We start from the raw sequence: 18,970 nt of genomic DNA on the forward strand, positions 1-18,970 counted from the left end.
GAACACACCGCGTCCATGCGGTTTCCATCACCCTCCGCGCGGGCGCGGCGTTGGCAAACAGACCGACGACGCGGGAGGCGATGTGGCGGAAAGACATTCGGGAGGCGCCGTGGGAGCCGCGGGCAGGGCACCCGCGGCCGACAGGGCGGATGCGATACGCAATGTCGTGCTGGTCGGCCACTCAGGAGCGGGTAAGACGACCCTCGTCGAGCAGCTGCTGGCCGCGACGGGCACCATTCAGCGCCCGGGACGGGTGGAGGACGGCAACACGGTCAGCGACTACGACGAGGTCGAGGTCCGGCAACAACGGTCCGTCAACCTCGCCGTGGCGCCCCTGGTGCACAACGGCATCAAGATCAACCTTCTGGACACCCCCGGCTACGCCGACTTCGTGGGCGACCTGCGCGCGGGGCTGCGCGCGGCCGACGCCGCGCTGTTCGTCGTGTCGGCGTCCGACGGGGTCGACGGGCTCACCCAGATGCTCTGGGAGGAGTGCTCCCAGGTCGGCATGCCGCGGGCGGTCGTGATCACCAAGATCGACCACCAGCGGGCCGACTTCGACGAGGTGCTCGCCACCTGCCAGGACATCTTCGGTGACGGCGTCGCGCCGCTCTATCTTCCGGTGATCACCAATGGTCACGTGAACGGCCTGATCGGGCTGCTGTCGCAGAAGTTCTACAACTACGCCACGGGCACCCGTACGGAGAAGGAGCCGGGCGCGGAGTACGAAGCGCAGATCGAGGAGCACCGCGGGGTGCTGATCGAGGGCATCATCCAGGAGAGCGAGGACGAGTCGCTCATGGAGCGATACCTCGAGGGCGAGCCCATCGACACCAAGGTGCTCATCGACGACCTGGAGAAGGCCGTCGCCCGCGGCAGCTTCTACCCGGTGCTGTGCAGCGGCATCGGGGTGGGCGCGCAGGAGATCCTGGAGCTGGTGACGCAGGGCTTCCCGTCGCCCCTCGAACACCCGATGCCGGAGATCACCGACCTGTCCGGCAAGCCGGTCAAGGGCATCACGTGCGACCCGAACGGGCCGCTCGTGGCCGAGATCGTCAAGACCACCAGCGACCCGTACGTGGGCCGCATCAGCCTCGTACGCGTCTTCTCCGGCAGCCTGCGGCCCGACATGACCGTGCACGTGTCCGGGCACGGCCTAGCCGACCGCGGGCACGAGGACCACGACGTGGACGAGCGCATCGGCACCCTGACCTGCCCGCTGGGCAAGCAGCAGCGCGGCGCGGCCAAGGGCATGGCCGGCGACATCGTGGCCGTGGCCAAGCTGTCGCGCGCCGAGACCGGCGACACGCTGTCGGACGTGGACCACCCGCTGCTGATGACGGCCTGGGACATGCCCGACCCGCTGCTGCCCGTGGCGATCACGGCCAAGTCCAAGGCCGACGAGGACAAGCTGTCGCAGGCGCTCGGCCGGCTGGTGGCCGAGGACCCGACGCTGCGCCTGGAGAACAACGCCGAGACCCGGCAGCTCGTCCTGTGGTGCATGGGAGAGGCGCACACCGACGTGCTGCTCGACCGCCTGGCCAAGCGCCACGGCGTCGAGGTCGAGCGGATCGAGCTGCGGGTGCCGCTGCGCGAGACGTTCGGCGGCAAGTGCAAGGCGATGGGCCGCAACGTCAAGCAGACCGGCGGCCACGGCCAGTACGCGATCTGCCACCTCGAGGTCGAGCCGCTGCCGTCCGGCGGGGGCTTCGAGTTCGTGGACAAGATCGTGGGCGGCGTGGTGCCGCGGCAGTTCATCCCGTCGGTGGAGAAGGGCGTGCGGGCCCAGATGGAGCGGGGCGTGGTCGCCGGCTACCCGATCGTGGACGTACGCGTCACGCTGTACGACGGCAAGGCCCACTCCGTCGACTCCTCCGACATGGCCTTCCAGATCGCGGGGCAGCTCGCGCTCAAGGAGGCTGCGTCGAAGGTCTCGACGCTGCTGCTCGAGCCCGTGGACGAGCTGTCGGTGCTGGTGGCCGACGACTACGTCGGGTCGGTGATGTCCGACCTGTCGTCGCGGCGCGGGCGGGTGCTCGGCACCGAGCCGGTCGGCACCGGCCGCACGCTGGTCAAGGCGGAGGTGCCCGAGCTGGAGATAACGAGGTACGCCATCGACCTGAGATCTATGTCACACGGAACGGGAACTTTCCACCGGACGTTCCTGCGCTACGAACCGCTGCCGCCGAACCTCGTGAACAAGGTGACAGCCGCGGATTGAGGCCTCGGAGGAGCCGGGAGGGATATGTCCCTCCCGGCCCAGCAATGTGCTTTTGTCACAAAGGAATCACGACTCGATTTCGATTTTTCGTACCGAGCACGCCGGAGCAGCTGTCACACTGGGTGGCATTATGCGAACTGGACGCCCACTCCTAGCCGCTGCTGCTCTCGCTGTCGTGACCACCACGGCCGCCTACGTCTTCGGCCCCGGCGCCGGGGAGAGCCCCGCAGCGAGCGAGAAGAAGACGACCGTCGCCGCACCCCCCGCGGCCTGCAAGGCTGACGCCCGCTATCCCAAGCGAGAGCTGCGCGGGGTGTGGATTGCCACCACCCAGAACATCGACTGGCCCTCCAAGGCCGGCCTCGGCGCGGACAGGCAGAAGGCCGAATACGTCAAGATCCTGGACAGCGCCGCCAAGCGCAACCTCAACGCGGTCTTCGTCCAGGTGCGGCCCGCCTCCGACGCGCTCTACAAGTCCTCGCTCGAGCCCTGGTCGCAATACCTGACCGGCACGCCGGGCAAGGACCCCGGTTGGGACCCGCTGCCCTTCCTCGTCGAGGAGGCGCACAAGCGCGGCATGGAGTTCCACGCCTGGTTCAACCCCTACCGCGCCTCCTACGGCGACAGCACCGCCAAGCTGCCCGCCGGCCACCCGGCGCGCAAGCACCCGGACTGGACGATCAAATACGGCGGCCGCCTCTACTACAACCCGGGCCTGCCCGCCGTGCGCGACCACGTGACCAAGGTCATCACCGACGTGGTCGACCGTTACGACGTCGACGGGATCCACTTCGACGACTACTTCTACCCCTACCCCGTGGCGGGGGCGAAGTTCGACGACACCGCGGCCTTCCGCAAATACGGCAAGGGCCAGAGCCTGGCCGAGTGGCGGCGCGGCAACGTCAACACGCTCGTGGCCGGCGTCGACAAGGCCGTCCACCAGGCCAAGAACCACGTGAAGTTCGGCATCAGCCCGTTCGGCATCTGGCGTAACAAGTCCAACGACCCGACCGGGTCGAACACATCGGGCATGTCGGCGTACGACTCGATCTACGCCGACGCGCGGGCCTGGATCAAGGCCGGCACGGTCGACTACGTGCTGCCGCAGCTCTACTGGCCGCGCGGGCACAAGCTGGCCGACTACAACACGCTGGTCCGCTGGTGGTCCAACGAGGTCAAGGGCAGCGACGTGCAGCTCTACATCGGCGAGGGCCTCTACCGGGTCGGCACCACGGACGACCGGACCTGGACCAAGCCGGGCGAGCTCGCCGGGCAGATCGGCGTCAACCGCGCCAGCAAGCAGGTCGACGGCGCCGTCTACTTCAGCGCCAAGCAGCTCCTGACCAACCCGCTGGGCGCGATGGACCGGGTCGCCAAGACCTACTACAGCCGTCCGGCGCTGCTGCCGCTGGCCGAGGACCGCGGCGGCCAGGCCCCGGCGGCGCCCGCCGGCGTCAAGGCGGCCGGGTCGCAGCTGTCCTGGACGCCCTCCTCGGGGGCGCGGGCCTACGCGGTGTACCAGCTGCCCAAGTCGGGCAAGGACTGCCACACCACCGACGCCCGGAACCTGGTGGCGGTGGTGAGCGATCCGTCCTACGCGGCGAAGTCGGCGGGCACCTACCTGGTGACCTCGCTCGACCGGCTGCACCACGAGAGCAAGGCGGTCAAGGTGAAGGTGGACGCGGTCTGACCCCCGCCCGCCACCGGGGCCGGTCCCACCTGGGGCCGGCCCTTCGTCGTCTCCGCACGCACGCCGGCTGGGCCGGCAGCCGGGGCCCAGCGGACCACGCCCTGGCCAGGACGCCTGGGATGCCCGGACCCGTCGCCACGCCAGGGCCGGAGCGGGCCGCTGAGGGCACCGCCCCACAGGGCCGCTAATGGCACCGCGCCACCGGCCGCTGATGGCTCCGCGCCACAAGGGCCGCTGATGGCGCCGCCTCACGAGGGCCGCCCGACGGCGACGTCGTGTCACTGGCAGGGGCGTCGGGGTGTCAGTGGTGGTAGGACCGCCAGGCCTGGGTCAGGCCTGCCACCGCCTGGTCCGTCAGGGCGGGTGGGAGGGCGAAGCTGAGCCGGAGGCGGTCGCGGTGGCGGCCGTCCGGGGAGAACAGGGAGCCGGGCGCGACCGCGACCCCGTGCTCCCGGGCCGCGGCGGCGAACCGGTCCGTGTCCGTGCCGGGCAGGCGCGCCCACACCGACAGCCCGCCGGCCGGCCGGGTCCAGGTCCATTCGGGGAGGTACGCGGCGAGGGCGGCCAGGCAGTGGTCCCGGCGCCGGGCCAGCTCGGCGCGCCAGGGCTCCACCGGGTTGCGTTCCAGCAGGTCGGCCGCCAGGCGCTGCGACACCGCGCTGGTCGCCAGGTCGGCGTCCAGCTTGGCCTCCACCAGCCGGGCCAGCAGCGGCTCCGCCGCCGTCACCCAGCCCACCCGGAGCCCGCCCCACAGCACCTTCGACAGCGACCCGACGGTCACCGTCCCGTACGGGTGCAGCCGGGCCAGCGGCTCGGGCGGCGGCGTGCCGTCGTACACCAGCGCCGCCAGCGTACGGTCCTCGACCACCGGCACGTCGGCGCCCGCGGCCAGCTCGGCGACGTGCCGCAGCGGCGGGACCGAGCCGGTGGGGTTGTCCACGCTGACCACGTAGACGGCGGCGGGGCGGTGCCGGGCGAGCGCCTCCTCGACGGCGGCCGGCGAGGTGAGGTCCGCAGCCACCACGTGCGCCCCCGCCCGCCGGAACACGCTCAGCGCGCCCCCGTAGGCCGGATCACCCACCAGGACCCGGTCGCCCGGCCGCACCAGCGCCCGCGCGGCCAGGTCGATGCCCTGCTGCGCCCCCGCGGTGACCAGGATCTCCCCAGGCAGCACGCCCGCCCCCTCATAGCCGTGTCCCGCCTCGCCGCCCCTGGGCCGAACACCCGCCACTCCCGTCGTGCCGGTCTCGGAGTCGAGGGCCGCCGGGGTCGCCAGGAGGGCTCTCAGGCGGGGGTCGCCCATCGCGTCGTAGCCGTGCCCGCTGGGTACCCGCAGGAGGTCGGCCGGGTCCAGGGGCGGGAGGACCAGGTGTGACGGGTCGGGGACGACCGACGTGGACAGGTCCGCACGCACCGCCCCCGCCTGCAGCAGGCCGCCGAACGAGGGCGTGCCGAGCACGTACGTGCCGCTCCCGTGGCGCCGCTCGCACAACCCCTCCTCGCACAGCGCGTTGAAGGCCGCCGCCACGGTCCCCCTGCTGACCCCCACGGCCTGCGCGAGGTCGCGTTCCGACGGGAGCCGGGTGCCGGGGGTGATGAGGCCCGCCTGGGTGAGGTCGGCGAGCGCGCCGGCCAGGCGGCGGCTGGGCGTGCCCTGCTGGAGGCGGAGGCGGTCCCGGACGAGCGTGACGAGGTTGTCTTCCCTTCCCATGCCACCATTATCTCGATAATGTGCCACTCATCGTGAAATTGGCCCAGCAATCTTGATCGAACAGGGCCACCGAGGAGAGGAGCGCGGGTGGAGGAGGCCACGTACATCTGGATGAACGGGGCACTGGTGCCGTGGGGCGAGGCCCGGGTGCACGTGCTTTCGCATGCCCTGCACTACGGCACCGCCGTCCTCGAGGGCACCAGGGCGTTCGGGACGCCGGAGGGGCCGGCCGTGTTCCGGCTCGACGATCACCTGGAGCGGCTGGTGCGCAGTGCCCGGATGATCGGGCTGGCGCTGCCGTACACGCTGGACGAGCTCCGGACGGCCACGCTGCGGACGGTGGCCGCCAACGGGCACCCGGCGTGCTACATCCGCCACCTCGTCTCCCGCGGTTACGGCGAGATGGGCATCGCGGCGCGCGGCTGCCCCACCGACGTGTCCATCGCGTCCTGGAGCTGGGGCGCGCTGCTCGGCGCCGGCGTGCGGCTGATGACCAGCTCGTGGCGGCGCAACGACCACATGGTGGTGCCCACCGCGGCCAAGGCCACCGGCCCCTACCTCAACTCCGTCCTGGCCAAGGACGAGGCCCTGCGGGCCGGCTACGACGAGGCCGTGCTGCTGAACGCCGCCGGTCATGTCAGCGAGTGCACCGGCGCCAACCTCTTCGTGGTCCGCGACGGGCTGCTGGCCACGCCGCCCTCCAGTGCGGGCGCGCTGGAGGGCATCACCCAGGACACGGTCGAGCGGCTGGCCGCCGACCTGGGCCTGCGGGCGGTCAGGCAGGAGCTGATGCGTTCGGACCTGTACGCGGCCGACGAGATCTTCGTCTGCGGCACCGGGGCCGGGATCGCGCACGTCGCCTCCATCGACGGACGCGAGCTAGGCGGCGGCCCGGGACCGGTGACCGCCAAGCTGACCGACGCCTACGACGACGCGGTGCACGGCCGGGACGAGCGTTACCGGCACTGGCTCACGCCGGTGGCGGCCTGATGATCCGAGTCGGCCCGACGCACACTCGGCGCATGAGAGGGTAGTCGGGATCTGGTGGCGCCGGGGCACGACCTTGCTCTGCCGTGCCACGGAAAATCGGCGACCACAGGAGGTCATCGGGGTGAGGCGCGCGCTGATCGTGCTGGCCGTGCTGGTCGGACAGATGATGCTGGGCCAGGGCCTGCTCGCCGGGCCCGCCGGGGCGGATCGAGGCGTCGATCAGGCCCCCGGGCGGGTGGCGCTCATCGGGGTGCCCGGCCTGCACTGGAACGACCTGACCCCGTCCGACACGCCCAACCTGTGGGAGCTGGCCGAGGCCAGCGCGGTCGGGTCGCTGTCGGTCCGCACGGTCGGCAACGTGACCTGCCCCTACGACGGGTGGCTGACCGTGTCGGCGGGCACCAGGTCGGCCGTCGGCTACGGTTGCGGCGCGCCGCCCAGGCCCGAGGCCGCGGGCACGGGCGCCGTCATCCCCGACTACCGCTACCTCATCGACGTGGCCGGGCAGCGCAACGCGGGCACGCTGGGCGAGTCGCTCAAGGCGGCCGGCCGCTGCTCGATCGCGATCGGCCCGGGCGCCGCGCTGGCGCTGGCCGACCGGCAGGGGGCGGTGGCCGGCTACCACGCCTCGCCGCTCCAGGTCACGACCGCCGACCTGGAGAAGTGCCCGATGGTCGCCATGGACGTGGACGACCTCGTCCTGCCCTACCTGACCGGCGACCGGCTGCCCAAGGTGCCCGACCAGCTCGCCCCGGCCGAGCGCCGCGACGCGCTGCGGCTGGCCGACGCCAAGGCGGGCGCGCTGCTGTCGGTCCTCCCGGCCGGCACCACGGTGCTGCTGGCGGGGCTGTCCGACCACGGCTCCGTGCCGCACCTGCGGGTGGCCGCGCTGCGCGAGCCGGGCGCCGAGGGGCGCCTGCTCGGCGCGGCCTCGACCCGCCGCGAGGACATCTCGATCCTGCCCGACGTGACCTCCACCGTGCTGACCGAGCTGGGCGTGCCGGTGCCGAGCACGGTGGTGGGCGTGCCGATGCGGATCGGCGAGCCGCTGCGGGTGGGCGAGCAGGGCGCGACGTTCGAGCGGCTCGCGCGCGCCGACGCCACCGCCCAGACCATGCGCTCGGCGAAGGGCCCCTACTTCACCGCCCTGGCCGTGCTCCAGGTCGGGTTCTACGTGGCGGCCTTCCTGCTGCTGCGCCGCCGCAAGACCCTGTCCTGGGTACGCGGCGCCGCCGTGGCCCTGGCGGCCCTGCCGGTCACCTCGTTCCTGGTGAACCTCCTGCCGTGGTCCACCCACCTGGAGCTGTTCGGCGGCATGCTGGCCTGGTGGGCCGCGATCACCACCCTGGCGCTCGCCGGGCCGTGGCGGCGCAGGCCGCTCGGCCCGCTGGCCGTGGTCGCCGGCGTCACCGCGCTGACGCTCGCCGGTGACCTGCTCACCGGCACCACGCTCCAGCTCAACAGCTTCATGGGTTACAGCGCCGAGCAGGGGGCCCGCTACTTCGGCCTGGGCAACATCCCCTTCGCGCTGCTGGCCACCGGCACGCTGCTGGTCACCACGGTCATCGCGCACCGGTGGCCGGGCAAGGTGGGGCTGGCGGCGATCGTGGGGCTGGGCACGTTCGCGATGGTGCTGGGCGGATCCGGGATGGGCAGCGACTTCGGCGGCGTGATCGCGTTCGTGCCGGGCATCGCGGTAACCGCGCTGATCCTGTCGGGCAAGCGGGTCTCGCTGCTGAAGCTGGGCGCGTTCTGCGTGGCCGGCGGCGTGATCGTGATGGGCTTCGCGTGGCTCAACTACCTGCGGCCGCCCGCCGAGCAGACGCACCTGGGCAGGTTCGTGGGGCAGGTGCTGACCGGGGAGGCGTTCGACGTCATCTGGCGCAAGCTGCAGGCCATGCTCGGCACCCTGCTCAACCCCAACCTGATGCCGATCGTGATCGCGGCCGTGGCGTTCCTGGTCTACGCGATCCTGCGGCCCGAGCAGGCCTCGGCGGGCGTGGTGCCGGCCGCGTTCGAGCACTCCCCCGCGCTGCGGGCCGGGCTGATCGGCACGCTGGTCAGCGGCGTGGTCGGCATGCTGGTCAACGACTCCGGCGCGGCCGTGCTGTCCATGGCGCTGGCGCTGGCCGTGCCGCTGCTGCTGGCCACGGGCATCGGCGCGATGTCGCGCGCCCCCGAGTCAGTTCCAGGCGTCGGCGAGAAGCTGGCGGGTGTCACGAAGTAGCTGCGGCAGCACCTTGGTCTGGGCGACGACCGGCATGAAGTTCGTGTCGCCGCCCCACCGGGGCACCACGTGCTGGTGCAGGTGCGCGGCGATGCCCGCGCCGGCGACGTGGCCCAGGTTCATGCCGACGTTGAAGCCCTGCGCGCCGCTGGCCCTGCGCAGCGCCCGCAGCGACTTCTGGGTGAACTCCCCCAGCTCGGCCACCTCGGCCGCGTCGAGCTCGTCGTATTCGGACACGTGCCGGTAGGGCACGACCATCAGGTGGCCCGAGTTGTACGGGTAGAGGTTGAGCACGGTGTAGACCGCCTCGCCCCGCGCCACGATCAGGCCGTCCTCGTCGCTCATCTTGGGGATCGCGTCGAACGGGCACCCGTCGCCGGGACCGGTGCCGGTCGGCTTGTTCTCGCCCTTGATGTAGGCCATGCGATGCGGGGTCCACAGACGCTGGAAGTTGTCCGGGGCCCCGGCCCCTGCCTGATCGTGCATAACTAGCAGCATAGGACCCCGGACAAACCGGGTGCTCTTCCGGCACAATCCTGAGCACCGCCAACAGGAGGCCGCGATGAGTGAAGCGTTAGCCGAGCAGCACACCCCGCCCGCCGACTCCGCCGGAGACCCGCCGGCCGAACCCGCCACGCCCTCGTACATCGAGGCGCCCACCGCCGACGCGGCGGTCAAGGGCCGGATCAAGGTCGCCGACGAGGTGGTCGAGAAGGTCGCGGCGCTGGCCGCGCTCGAGGTGGCCGGGGTCGCCGACATGGGCGGCGACCTGGCGCGGGCCTTCGAGTCCGTACGCGACCGCATCGGCATCGGCTCCCGGCGCGGCACCCAGGGCGTCAGCGCGCAGATCCAGGACCGCCAGGTGGCGGTGAGCCTGACGATCGTGGTCGAGTACGGCCACGTCGTCATGGAGGTCGCCTCCGAGGTCAAGACGAACGTGGCCCAGACCGTCAGCCGCATGCTGGGCATGCGCGTCATGGAGGTCAACGTGACCGTCGACGACGTCCGGCTCCCCGGCGAGGGCCGCACGGCGACCCGCGACCCCGCCGAGGACGACGGCGAGCCCTCCTGAGCTCAGGCCACCCTGGTCATGTCGGAGCGGTAGCCGCCGCCCCCCGGGTAGACCCAGGCGCCGGTGACGCTGGTCCCGTCAGCGTTGAACGTGCCGCGGTAGTAGGCCCCCGAGTCCCTCTTGTGGGCCCAGATCGTCAGCGTGTCGCCGTCGACCTCGTACACGTAGGCCAGGGTGGCGCCCTGGTTGTCGAAGTACCAGGAGTGGATGTCCTGGCTCGGCCCCTCGGCGCCGTACGGCCGCTTCCTGCCGATGAACTCCGTGCCCCTGGTCCGGCTGCCCTCGCTGAGGATGTCCACCTCCTGGATGAGGAAATGCCCGCCCTCCATCCAGCGGTAGGTCACCGTGCCCCCGACGTCGCCGCTGAGCTTCCAGGTGCCGACGAGCCGGTCCAGGGCCTTGAGCTGGGTGTCGACGTGCTCGGTCATGATCGCTCCTCTGTCTCGGTGAGTCGGTTACGCCTGTATGACGGGACGGTGCCGGGAAAGGAATCGGTCCTGGGCGAGATTTCTCATCAGATTTCGGCGGGCAGGCCGAAGGCGGCGTTCAGCTCGGGGCCGAACGTGGTGATCTCGGCGATCAGGCCGTTCTCGACGCGGAGCACGTCGAGGTTGACGGCCGTGTAGCGGCTCTCGCCGGGGCGGCGTACGTAGTTGGCGACGGCCGGGCGGCGGTTGGCGTACGTCGCCAGGGCCTTCCAGGTGCCCCACGCCTCGGGTCCGGCCATGACGGGGCCCCACATGTCCAGGATGGCCGTGCGCCCGTCGTACACCAGGGACGCCGGCGGCATCGTCTGCCGCGCGTCCTCGCGCAACAGGGCGGCCAGCGCCGACAGGTCGCCCTCCACGGAGGCGTCCATGTAGCGGCGCAGCACGGCGCGTTCCTCCTCGCTCGGGGCGGTGACGGGGCCCCACTGCGCGCGCTGCGCCGGCAGGTGCATGCGCAGCGTGGCGCGGGCCCGCTGCAGCGCGCTCTTGACGGCCGGCACGCTCAGCTCCAGCGCCCCCGAGGTCTCCTCGGCGGACCAGCCCGCCACGTCGCGCAGGATCAGCACCGCGCGCTGGCGCGGCGGCAGGTGCTGGATGGCGGCCAGGTAGGCCAGCTCCACCGTCTCGCGCTCGACCGTCACCGCGTCCGGCCGGCCGGCGTCGGGAGCGGCCAGGTCGAGCAGGCGGTCGGGGTACGGCTGCAGCCACGGCACCTCGGCGAACGGCGAGCGTGACCCGCTCTCCATCCCGACCGCGATCTCGCGCGCGCGGGCGGGCCCGGACAACAGGTCGAGGCAGGCGTTGGTGGCGATGCGGTAGAGCCAGGCCCGCAGCGTCGAGCGCCCCTCGAACGTCTCCCGCCGGCGCCAGGCACGCAGCATCGTCTCCTGGACCATGTCCTCGGCGTCGGTGAACGAGCCCAGCATCCGGTAGCAGTGCACCTGCAACTCGTGCCGGTGAGCCTCGGCCAGCTCGGCGAACCCGCCCCGCTCACCGTCTCCCCGGCCCCGAGCGTCGGCAGCCCGCTCACCGTCTCCCAGGCCACGCGCCTTGGCGGCCGGCCCGCCGTTGTCCCCGGCGCGGCCACCGGCCCGCGCGCCGCCCGCGACGTCGTCCCCAGTGCCCATCCACCGCACCTCTCCCCGTCCGGTCGCGCCTGCCAGGATGATAGCCATGACAGATCAGCTTGAGCCCATGCCGGACGACTGGCAGCGCGCGCTGGCCGTCGTCGCCCACCCCGACGACCTCGAGTACGGCTGCGCGGCGGCGGTGGCCGTCTGGACGGACGCCGGGCGCGAGGTCTCCTACCTGATCGCCACCAGGGGCGAGGCGGGCATCGACACCCTCGACCCCGGCGCGGCCGGGCCGCTGCGCGAGCGCGAGGAGCGAGCCAGCGCGGCCGTCGTCGGGGTGACGAGCGTGGAGTTCCTCGACCACGCCGACGGGGTCATCGAGTACGGCACCGCGCTGCGGAGAGACCTGGCCGCCGCCATCCGCAGGCACCGCCCCGAGCTCCTCATCACCCTGAACTTCGACGACACCTGGGCGGGCACGCACTGGAACACCCCCGACCACCGCGCCGTGGGACGGGCCGTGATGGACGCTGCCGGGGACGCCGGAAACCGATGGATATTTCCGGACACTGAGGCCGAGCCCTGGAGCGGCGTCCGCTGGGTCGCCGTCGCCGGCGTCGACTCCCCCACCCACGCCGTGGACGTCACGGACGGCCTGGAGCGCGGGGTGCGCTCGCTCATGGAGCACCGCGCCTACATCGAGGCCCTGACCACGGAGGACCCGGAGGCGTACGCCCGGAACCTGATCGAGGGCTTCGCCGGGGAGGAGGCGAAGCGCTTCGGCGGCCGCCCCGCAGTCACCTTCCGACTATTCCCCCTTTAATTCACCAATCGCGGATATATCAGCATCTTCCACCCATTGCCGGATATTAGACGCATCGTCAGGAAAGCGTCTGCGACAGCCCGAGGGCCTTGCTAGGGTTCGGTGCCCTGCGGTGATCCTTCCCGCAGAGCCTGCCGGTCGGGCGCGCCATGCCCTGCGCCCGGCCGATCCCCTGAACCGAAAGGCGAATCCTCATGGCCAAGTCATGGCTCGTGGCTGTCTTACTCTGCTTCTTCCTCGGCGCGCTGGGCGTGCACCGCTTCTACGTCGGGAAGATCGGGACGGGCATCCTCATGATCGTCACCCTCGGCGGCCTCGGCGTGTGGGTGCTGATCGACTTCATCATGATCCTCATCGGGAAGTTCACCGACAAGCAGGGTCAGCCGCTGGCCAAGTAGCGGTAGCGGGCAGCGGAGGAACGGCGGAGCCGGCCATCACGAGGCCGCTCCGCCGTACTCACGAGACGGCCCTGCGCTGGGCGGCCCTGCCGCGCTGGGCGGGCCTGAGTTGGGCGGGGCGGCACTGGGCGGGGCGTGCGCACGGCGGGGCCTGTGCCCGGCGAAGGCGCCGGCCCCGCCGCGTTGACTCACACCTGGACGCGCCGCTCCACGGCGTTGACGATCTCGGCGATCGCCTCCTCGACCGGGACGCCGTTCTTCTGCTCACCGCTGCGGTAGCGGAACGACACCGCGCCGTTGGCGATGTCGTCGTCACCGGCCAGCAGCATGAAGGGCACCTTGGCCTTCTGCGCGTTGCGGATCTTCTTCTGCATCCGGTCGTCGGCCGCGTCGACCTCGATCCGGATCCCGCTCGCGCGCAGCTTCTTCGCGACGTCCTGCAGGTAGGCCACGTGCGCCTCGGCGATCGGGATGCCCACCACCTGCACCGGGGCCAGCCAGGGCGGGAAGGCGCCGGCGTAGTGCTCGGTGAGCACGCCGAGGAAGCGCTCGACCGAGCCGAACAGCGCCCGGTGGATCATGACCGGGGTCTGCCGCGAGCCGTCGGCCGCCTGGTATTCCAGGCCGAAGCGCTTGGGCTGGTTGAGGTCGAGCTGGATGGTGGACAGCTGCCAGGTGCGGCCGATGGCGTCCTTGGCCTGCACCGAGATCTTCGGCCCGTAGAAGGCCGCGCCGCCCGGGTCGTCCACCAGCTTCAGCCCCGACTCGGTGGCGACCTGGCGCAGCGCCGCGGTCGCCTCCTCCCACTCGGCGGGGTCGCCGATGAACTTCTCGGACTCGTCGCGGGTCGACAGCTCCAGGTAGAAGTCCGGCAGGCCGAAGTCGCGCAGCACGCTGAGCACGAACCGCAGCAGCGACTTGATCTCGTCGGCCATCTGCTCGCGGGTGGTGTAGATGTGCGCGTCGTCCTGCGTCATGCCGCGCACGCGGGTGAGCCCGTGCACCACGCCCGACTTCTCGTAGCGGTAGACCGAGCCGAACTCGCACAGCCGCAGCGGCAGCTCGCGGTAGGACCGCCCGCGCGCCCTGAAGATCAGGTTGTGCATCGGGCAGTTCATCGGCTTGACGCGGTATTCGATGCCCTCCAGCTCGAAGGCCGGGAACATGTCGTCGGCGTACCACGGAAGGTGGCCCGAGGTCTCGAAGAGCGAGGACTTGGTGATGTGCGGGGTGTTGACGAACTCGTAGCCCGCCTCGGCCTGCCGCCGCCGCATGTAGTCTTCCATCTCCTTGCGGATGATCCCGCCCTTGGGATGGAAGATCGGCAGGCCGCTGCCCAGCTCCGGCGGGAAGCTGAACAGGTCGAGCTCCGCGCCCAGCTTGCGGTGGTCGCGCTTCTCGGCCTCCTCCAGCAGCTTGAGATATTCGTCCTGCTTGTCGCGGGACTCCCACGCGGTGCCGTAGATGCGCTGGAGCTGCGGGTTCTTCTCGCTGCCCCGCCAGTAGGCGCCGCCGGAGCGCATGAGCTTGAACGCCGGGATGGACCGGGTGGAGGGCACGTGCGGCCCCCGGCACAGGTCCTTCCACCGCAGCTCACCGGACTTGGGGTCGAGGTTGTCGTAGATGGTGAGCTGCCCGGCCCCCACCTCGACGGACTCCTCTTCCGCGGCCCCGCCCTTGAGGCCGATCAGCTCCAGCTTGTACGGCTCCGCCGCCAGCTCCTCGCGGGCCTCGTCGTCGGAGACGGGCCGGCGGGAGAAGAGCTGCCCCTGCTTGACGATCTCCCGCATCCGCTTCTCGATGCGCTTGAGGTCGTCGGGGTGGAACGCCTGCTCGACGTCGAAGTCGTAGTAGAACCCGTTTTCCACGGGCGGCCCGATGCCCAGCTTGGCCTCGGGGAACAGCTCCTGCACCGCCTGCGCCATGACGTGGGCGGTGGAGTGGCGCACGATCGCCCGGCCGTCCTCGCTGGAGACCTCGATCGGCTCGACCGTGTCGTCCTGCTCCAGCGGGTGGGCCAGGTCGCGCGGCACGCCGTTGACCCTGGCGGCGATGACGGTGCGGCCGTCCGCCTCGAGCGCCTCCCCGGCCGTCGTGCCGGCCGCGACCACACGCTCGGCTCCGGCGAGGGTGATGCGTAGCTCGGCTGACACGGTGACTCCTCGTGGATCGCGCTCGATGCCCGGCACCGAGGCAAGGTTCGATGGTGAACCCCGATGCTATCGCGGGTGAAACCCCAGCTTTGTCAGCTCCTGCCGGGTCCCGTGGAAGACGTTGCGGTCGACCGGGCTGTTGGCGTACTGGTGGATGGTCCAGTCGCGCCAGGGTCTGGGCACCGGGGGGCGCCCGCGCGGGGACTCCGGGCTGGCGAGCCAGAGCGGATATTCGGCCAGCCCGGCGCAGTGCCCGCCGCGGGCGAACGCGTGGAAGGTGTAGATGAAGGGCCGCACGCCCGCGTGCCGCTCGACGTGGTGGCACCAGCGGCGGGCGTAGCGGGCGACCTGCTCGGGCCGCAGGCCGTCGTTGGTCTCCAGGTCGAGCGCGATCAGGTCGCCGCGGCGCAGCCCGCCCGCCGACCTGATCACGCCCAGGAAGTGGCGTGCCTGCTCGATGGGGTCGCCCTTGGGCCTGGCGAAATGGTAGGCGCCGCAGACGATCCAGCTCTCGCGCATGCCGTTCCAGTTGCGCGCGAACCATTTGTCGGTGTAGTCGCCACCCTCCGTCGCCTTGGCGAACGCGAAGGCCACCCCGGCCTCGGCGTGGTCGGCCCAGTCGACGGTGCCCTGCCAGTTCGACACATCAATGCCCTGTAGCACGCGCTTCACCTTGTCGGATTTTATTGAGATGTCTCCGGATCAGCCCTTCGCCGCGCCGATCAGCAGGTTGCGGGTGCGTTCCCGGTTGGCGAACGGGGATCCCACGAAGTCGGTCACGCCGGCCTGCTTCAGCTCGTCGAGCTTGGCCAGCACCGTGTCCTCGTCGCCGACGATGGCCACGTTGCCCGGCCCGGCCGCGCCCTCCCTGTCGAGCATCGCACGGTAGGAGGGCAGTTGCCCGTACACCGAGAAGATCTCGTTGGCGCGCTCGACCGCGCCGGCGGGGTCGTCGGTGACGCTGATGGGCAGCGCGCAGACGATCCTGGGCGCCTCGCGGCCCGCCTCGGCCGCGGCCGCCTTGATGGTGGGCGCGATGTGCTCGGCGACCGTCTTGGGGCCGGTCATCCACAGCACGGTGCCGTCGGCCACGGTGCCGGCCAGCTTGAGCATGCGCGGGCCGAGCGCGGCCACCAGGACGGGGAAGCCCGCCCCCGGCGTGCTGAGGCGCACGTTGGCCTTGAGCGTCTCGCCCGTGTATTCGACCTGCTCGCCCCGCGAGGCCGGGATGAGGATGTCGAGGTATTCCTTCATGTGCCGGCCGGGGCGGTCGAAGCTGTAGCCGAACATGTTCTCGATGACGACCTGGTGCGACAGGCCGATGCCCAGCGCGAACCGCCCTCCGAGCGCGGCGCTGGCCGTCATGGCCTGCTGGGCGAGCGCGGCCGGGTGGCGCGGGTAGGTCGGCACGACCGCGGTGCCGAGCTCCAGGGGCGGTGCCTGCGCGCCGGCCACCGCCAGGGCGGTGATGGCGTCGAGGCCGAAGATGTGGGAGAGCCAGGCGGAGGAGAAACCGTCCTCGGCCGCCTGGGCGATCTGGTCGCGCAGGCCGCCGATGGGGTCATCCCCTTGGGGCTCGGCGAGGAAGTATCCGTAGCGCATGGAACAGAACTCCATTCTGGTGACTGACGCGAATGTATCTCCCCGCGCCGCCACGCGCTCACCCGCCGGGCCGGAGGTGATTTGTAAAGTGGCCTACATGACGCACGAACGCGCAGGACAGCCCGCTCAGCCTTCCGATCTGGTCGACGTCGCCAGGCTCGTGACGTCCTACTACGCCCTCAGTCCGGACGTCGGCGAGGTGGCGCAGCGGGTGGCGTTCGGCACGTCGGGGCACCGGGGGTCGTCGCTGAGGACGGCCTTCAACGAGGACCACATCCTGGCCACGAGCCAGGCCATCTGCGAATACCGGCAGCTGCAGGGCACGGACGGGCCGCTGTTCCTGGGCATCGACACGCATGCGCTGTCGGAGCCCGCGCGGGTCTCGGCGCTGGAGGTGCTGGCGGCCAACGGGGTCGAGGTGCTCATCGACTCGCGCGACGGCTACACGCCCACCCCGGCCGTCTCCCACGCCATCCTGCGGCACAACCGGGGCCGCACGACCGGGCTGGCCGACGGCGTCGTGGTCACGCCGTCGCACAACCCGCCGGGCGACGGCGGTTTCAAGTACAACCCGCCGCACGGCGGTCCCGCCGACACCGACGCGACCACGTGGATCCAGGACCGCGCCAACCGGCTGCTGCACGACGGGCTCAAGAGCGTGCGGCGGGTGCCGTACGCGAGGGCGCTGGGCGGGGCGGGGCGCTACGACTTCCTGGGGACCTACGTCGACGACCTGCCGTCCGTGGTGGACCTCGACGCGATCCGGGCGGCCGGGGTGCGGATCGGGGCCGACCCGCTGGGCGGGGCGAGCGTGGCCTACTGGGGGGAGATCGCCGAGCGGCACCGGCTGGAGCTGACCGTGGTCAACCCCCTCGTCGATCCGACGTGGCGGTTCATGACGCTCGACTGGGACGGCAAGATCCGGATGGACTGCTCGTCGCCGTACGCGATGGCCTCGCTCATCGCCAACCGCGACAAGTACGACATCTCCACGGGCAACGACGCCGACGCCGACCGGCACGGCGTCGTCACGCCCGACGGCGGCCTGATGAACCCCAACCACTACCTCGCCGTGGCCATCTCCTACCTCTGCACGCACCGCGACGGCTGGCCCTCCGACGCCGGGGTGGGCAAGACCATGGTCAGCAGTGGGATCATCGACCGGGTGGCCAAGTCCCTGGGCCGGCGGCTCTACGAGGTGCCGGTGGGCTTCAAGTGGTTCGTGCCGGGGCTGCTGGACGGGTCGCTGGGGTTCGGCGGCGAGGAGAGCGCGGGCGCGTCCTTCCTGCGGCGCGACGGCTCGGTCTGGTCGACCGACAAGGACGGCATCATCCTGGCCCTGCTGGCCTCGGAGATTTTGGCCGTCACCGGAGAGTCCCCCAGCGCCCGCTACCGGGACCTGGTCCGGCGCTTCGGCGAGCCCGCGTACGCGCGGGTGGACGCGCCGGCCACCCGCGAGGAGAAGGCCGTGCTCGGCAAGCTGTCGGCCGAGCAGGTGACGGCCTCCTCGCTGGCGGGCGAGCCGATCACGGCGGTGCAGACGTCGGCCCCCGGCAACGGGGCCTCGCTGGGCGGGGTGAAGGTCTCGACGGAGAGCGCCTGGTTCGCGGCCCGGCCGTCCGGCACCGAGGACGTCTACAAGATCTACGCCGAGTCCTTCAAGGGCCCCGACCACCTGGCCAAGGTGCAGGAGGAGGCCCGCTCGCTGGTGTCGGCCGCCCTGGGGTGAGCGAGCGGGCCGGGCCGGCGACCGGGGCTCAGTAGCCGAGGTGGCGGCCGCCGTCGCCGACCAGGACCTCCCCCGTCACCAGGTCCGACTCCAGCAGCGCGGTCACCATCTGCGCGATGTGCTCCGGCCGCGCCGTGCGCCGCAGCGGCGCCTTCATCTCCTCCTTCGCCGCCATCTCAGAGAACACCTGCTCCCCCACCCGGTCGATGTGCCACCGGGTGGCCACGATGCCGGGGGCGACCGCGTTCACCCTGACCTCGGGCCCGAGCGCCACGGCCAGGTCGCGGGTGAGGTGGAGCAGGGCGGCCTTGCTCACCCCGTACGCGATCGAGGAGCCCGTGGCCAGCAGCCCGGCCACGGAGGCCACGTTGACGATCGCGCCGCGCGCCGCCCGCAGGTCGGGGGCGAACGCGCGGGCGCAGTAGAAGGCGCCCATGAGGTTGACGCCCATGATCTGCCGCCACACGTCGTCGGTGAGCCCCTCCAGGTCGGGGAACGGCACCCACCTGGTCGTGCCCGCGTTGCACACCAGCGCGTCCACCCGGCCGTAGGTGGCCCGCACGCGCTCGGCCATCCTGCGTACGGCGGCGTCGTCCGACACGTCGGCGGCCACGGCCTCGGCCTTGCAGCCCAGGCTCTCCAGCCGCGCCACCGTGGCCTGGGCCTCGGCGGCCGAGCGCGAGTAGTTGAGCACCACGGCCGCCGCGCCCTTCCTGGCCAGGCCCTCCGCGACGGCCGCGCCGATTCCGGTGCCGCCGCCGGTGATCACGGTGACCGTGCCGTTGATGTCCAT

The 18,970-nt window shown here is 71.6% G+C and carries 16 protein-coding genes; 8 read left to right on the top strand and 8 right to left on the bottom strand.

What is annotated here, in order from left to right:
* The first annotated feature begins 82 nt into the window (after nt 1-82).
* Both ACTWPW_RS24150 and ACTWPW_RS24155 read left to right on the top strand, forming a co-directional pair.
* Nucleotides 83-2,221 carry an elongation factor G-like protein EF-G2 gene (locus ACTWPW_RS24150; RefSeq protein WP_443169966.1) on the top strand — a complete coding sequence of 713 codons (2,139 nt, stop codon included), beginning with the start codon at nt 83-85 and terminating at the stop codon, nt 2,219-2,221.
* A 175-nt stretch (nt 2,222-2,396) separates the two neighbouring features.
* A complete protein-coding gene (locus ACTWPW_RS24155) occupies nt 2,397-3,911 on the top strand; it encodes a glycoside hydrolase family 10 protein (protein WP_375110116.1) in 1,515 nt (504 codons plus the stop codon).
* 301 nt (nt 3,912-4,212) lie between these two features.
* On the opposite strand, the gene ACTWPW_RS24160 is transcribed toward ACTWPW_RS24155, so the two are convergent.
* Entirely contained in the window at nt 4,213-5,622 is a 1,410-nt protein-coding gene (locus tag ACTWPW_RS24160) for an aminotransferase-like domain-containing protein (protein ID WP_443169967.1), read from the bottom strand.
* Nucleotides 5,623-5,709: 87 nt separating this feature from the next.
* On the opposite strand from ACTWPW_RS24160, the gene ACTWPW_RS24165 reads away from it, so the two are divergent.
* Complete coding sequence (locus ACTWPW_RS24165) at nt 5,710-6,612, top strand: branched-chain amino acid transaminase (RefSeq protein WP_443169968.1); 903 nt, start codon at nt 5,710-5,712, stop codon at nt 6,610-6,612.
* 121 nt (nt 6,613-6,733) lie between these two features.
* On the top strand, nt 6,734-8,839 hold the full coding sequence (locus ACTWPW_RS24170) for a hypothetical protein (protein WP_443169969.1): 2,106 nt from the start codon (nt 6,734-6,736) through the stop codon (nt 8,837-8,839).
* On the opposite strand, the gene ACTWPW_RS24175 is transcribed toward ACTWPW_RS24170, so the two are convergent.
* The gene (locus ACTWPW_RS24175; RefSeq protein WP_364116494.1) at nt 8,795-9,325 is read right to left on the bottom strand and encodes an HIT family protein; all 531 of its coding nucleotides are present in this window, start codon (nt 9,323-9,325) and stop codon (nt 8,795-8,797) included. The genes ACTWPW_RS24170 and ACTWPW_RS24175 overlap by 45 nt on opposite strands.
* A 76-nt stretch (nt 9,326-9,401) precedes the next feature.
* Here ACTWPW_RS24175 and ACTWPW_RS24180 point away from each other — a divergent pair, with 76 nt between their 5' ends.
* Nucleotides 9,402-9,911, top strand: coding sequence for an Asp23/Gls24 family envelope stress response protein (locus ACTWPW_RS24180; protein WP_375110112.1), 510 nt, complete (start codon nt 9,402-9,404; stop codon nt 9,909-9,911).
* Between the two features lie 2 nt (nt 9,912-9,913).
* On the opposite strand, the gene ACTWPW_RS24185 is transcribed toward ACTWPW_RS24180, so the two are convergent.
* Nucleotides 9,914-10,339 carry a hypothetical protein gene (locus ACTWPW_RS24185; protein WP_364116490.1) on the bottom strand — a complete coding sequence of 142 codons (426 nt, stop codon included), beginning with the start codon at nt 10,337-10,339 and terminating at the stop codon, nt 9,914-9,916.
* An 86-nt stretch (nt 10,340-10,425) separates the two neighbouring features.
* Complete coding sequence (locus ACTWPW_RS24190; protein WP_443169970.1) at nt 10,426-11,526, bottom strand: RNA polymerase subunit sigma-70; 1,101 nt, start codon at nt 11,524-11,526, stop codon at nt 10,426-10,428.
* Between the two features lie 46 nt (nt 11,527-11,572).
* Here ACTWPW_RS24190 and ACTWPW_RS24195 point away from each other — a divergent pair, with 46 nt between their 5' ends.
* Together ACTWPW_RS24195 and ACTWPW_RS24200 are read left to right on the top strand one after the other, a co-directional pair.
* Entirely contained in the window at nt 11,573-12,295 is a 723-nt protein-coding gene (locus ACTWPW_RS24195; protein WP_443169971.1) for a PIG-L deacetylase family protein, read from the top strand.
* Nucleotides 12,296-12,489: 194 nt separating this feature from the next.
* A complete protein-coding gene (locus ACTWPW_RS24200; RefSeq protein ID WP_375110109.1) occupies nt 12,490-12,693 on the top strand; it encodes a TM2 domain-containing protein in 204 nt (67 codons plus the stop codon).
* Between the two features lie 188 nt (nt 12,694-12,881).
* On the opposite strand, the gene thrS is transcribed toward ACTWPW_RS24200, so the two are convergent.
* The 3 genes from thrS to ACTWPW_RS24215 form a co-directional block, all read right to left on the bottom strand.
* Complete coding sequence (gene thrS / locus ACTWPW_RS24205; protein ID WP_443169972.1) at nt 12,882-14,846, bottom strand: threonine--tRNA ligase; 1,965 nt, start codon at nt 14,844-14,846, stop codon at nt 12,882-12,884.
* A gap of 66 nt (nt 14,847-14,912) precedes the next feature.
* Nucleotides 14,913-15,518, bottom strand: coding sequence for a glycoside hydrolase family 25 protein (locus ACTWPW_RS24210; protein ID WP_375110107.1), 606 nt, complete (start codon nt 15,516-15,518; stop codon nt 14,913-14,915).
* 30 nt (nt 15,519-15,548) lie between these two features.
* A complete protein-coding gene (locus ACTWPW_RS24215) occupies nt 15,549-16,448 on the bottom strand; it encodes a TIGR03564 family F420-dependent LLM class oxidoreductase (protein ID WP_375110106.1) in 900 nt (299 codons plus the stop codon).
* 97 nt (nt 16,449-16,545) lie between these two features.
* Here ACTWPW_RS24215 and pgm point away from each other — a divergent pair, with 97 nt between their 5' ends.
* Complete coding sequence (gene pgm, locus ACTWPW_RS24220) at nt 16,546-18,177, top strand: phosphoglucomutase (alpha-D-glucose-1,6-bisphosphate-dependent) (protein ID WP_443169973.1); 1,632 nt, start codon at nt 16,546-16,548, stop codon at nt 18,175-18,177.
* Between the two features lie 28 nt (nt 18,178-18,205).
* Here pgm and ACTWPW_RS24225 read toward each other — a convergent pair whose 3' ends face one another.
* Nucleotides 18,206-18,970 carry an SDR family NAD(P)-dependent oxidoreductase gene (locus ACTWPW_RS24225; RefSeq protein ID WP_443169974.1) on the bottom strand — a complete coding sequence of 255 codons (765 nt, stop codon included), beginning with the start codon at nt 18,968-18,970 and terminating at the stop codon, nt 18,206-18,208.

Origin of the sequence: Nonomuraea sp. KM90 (genome assembly GCF_052246675.1) — a bacterium.
Lineage (GTDB): Bacteria > Actinomycetota > Actinomycetes > Streptosporangiales > Streptosporangiaceae > Nonomuraea.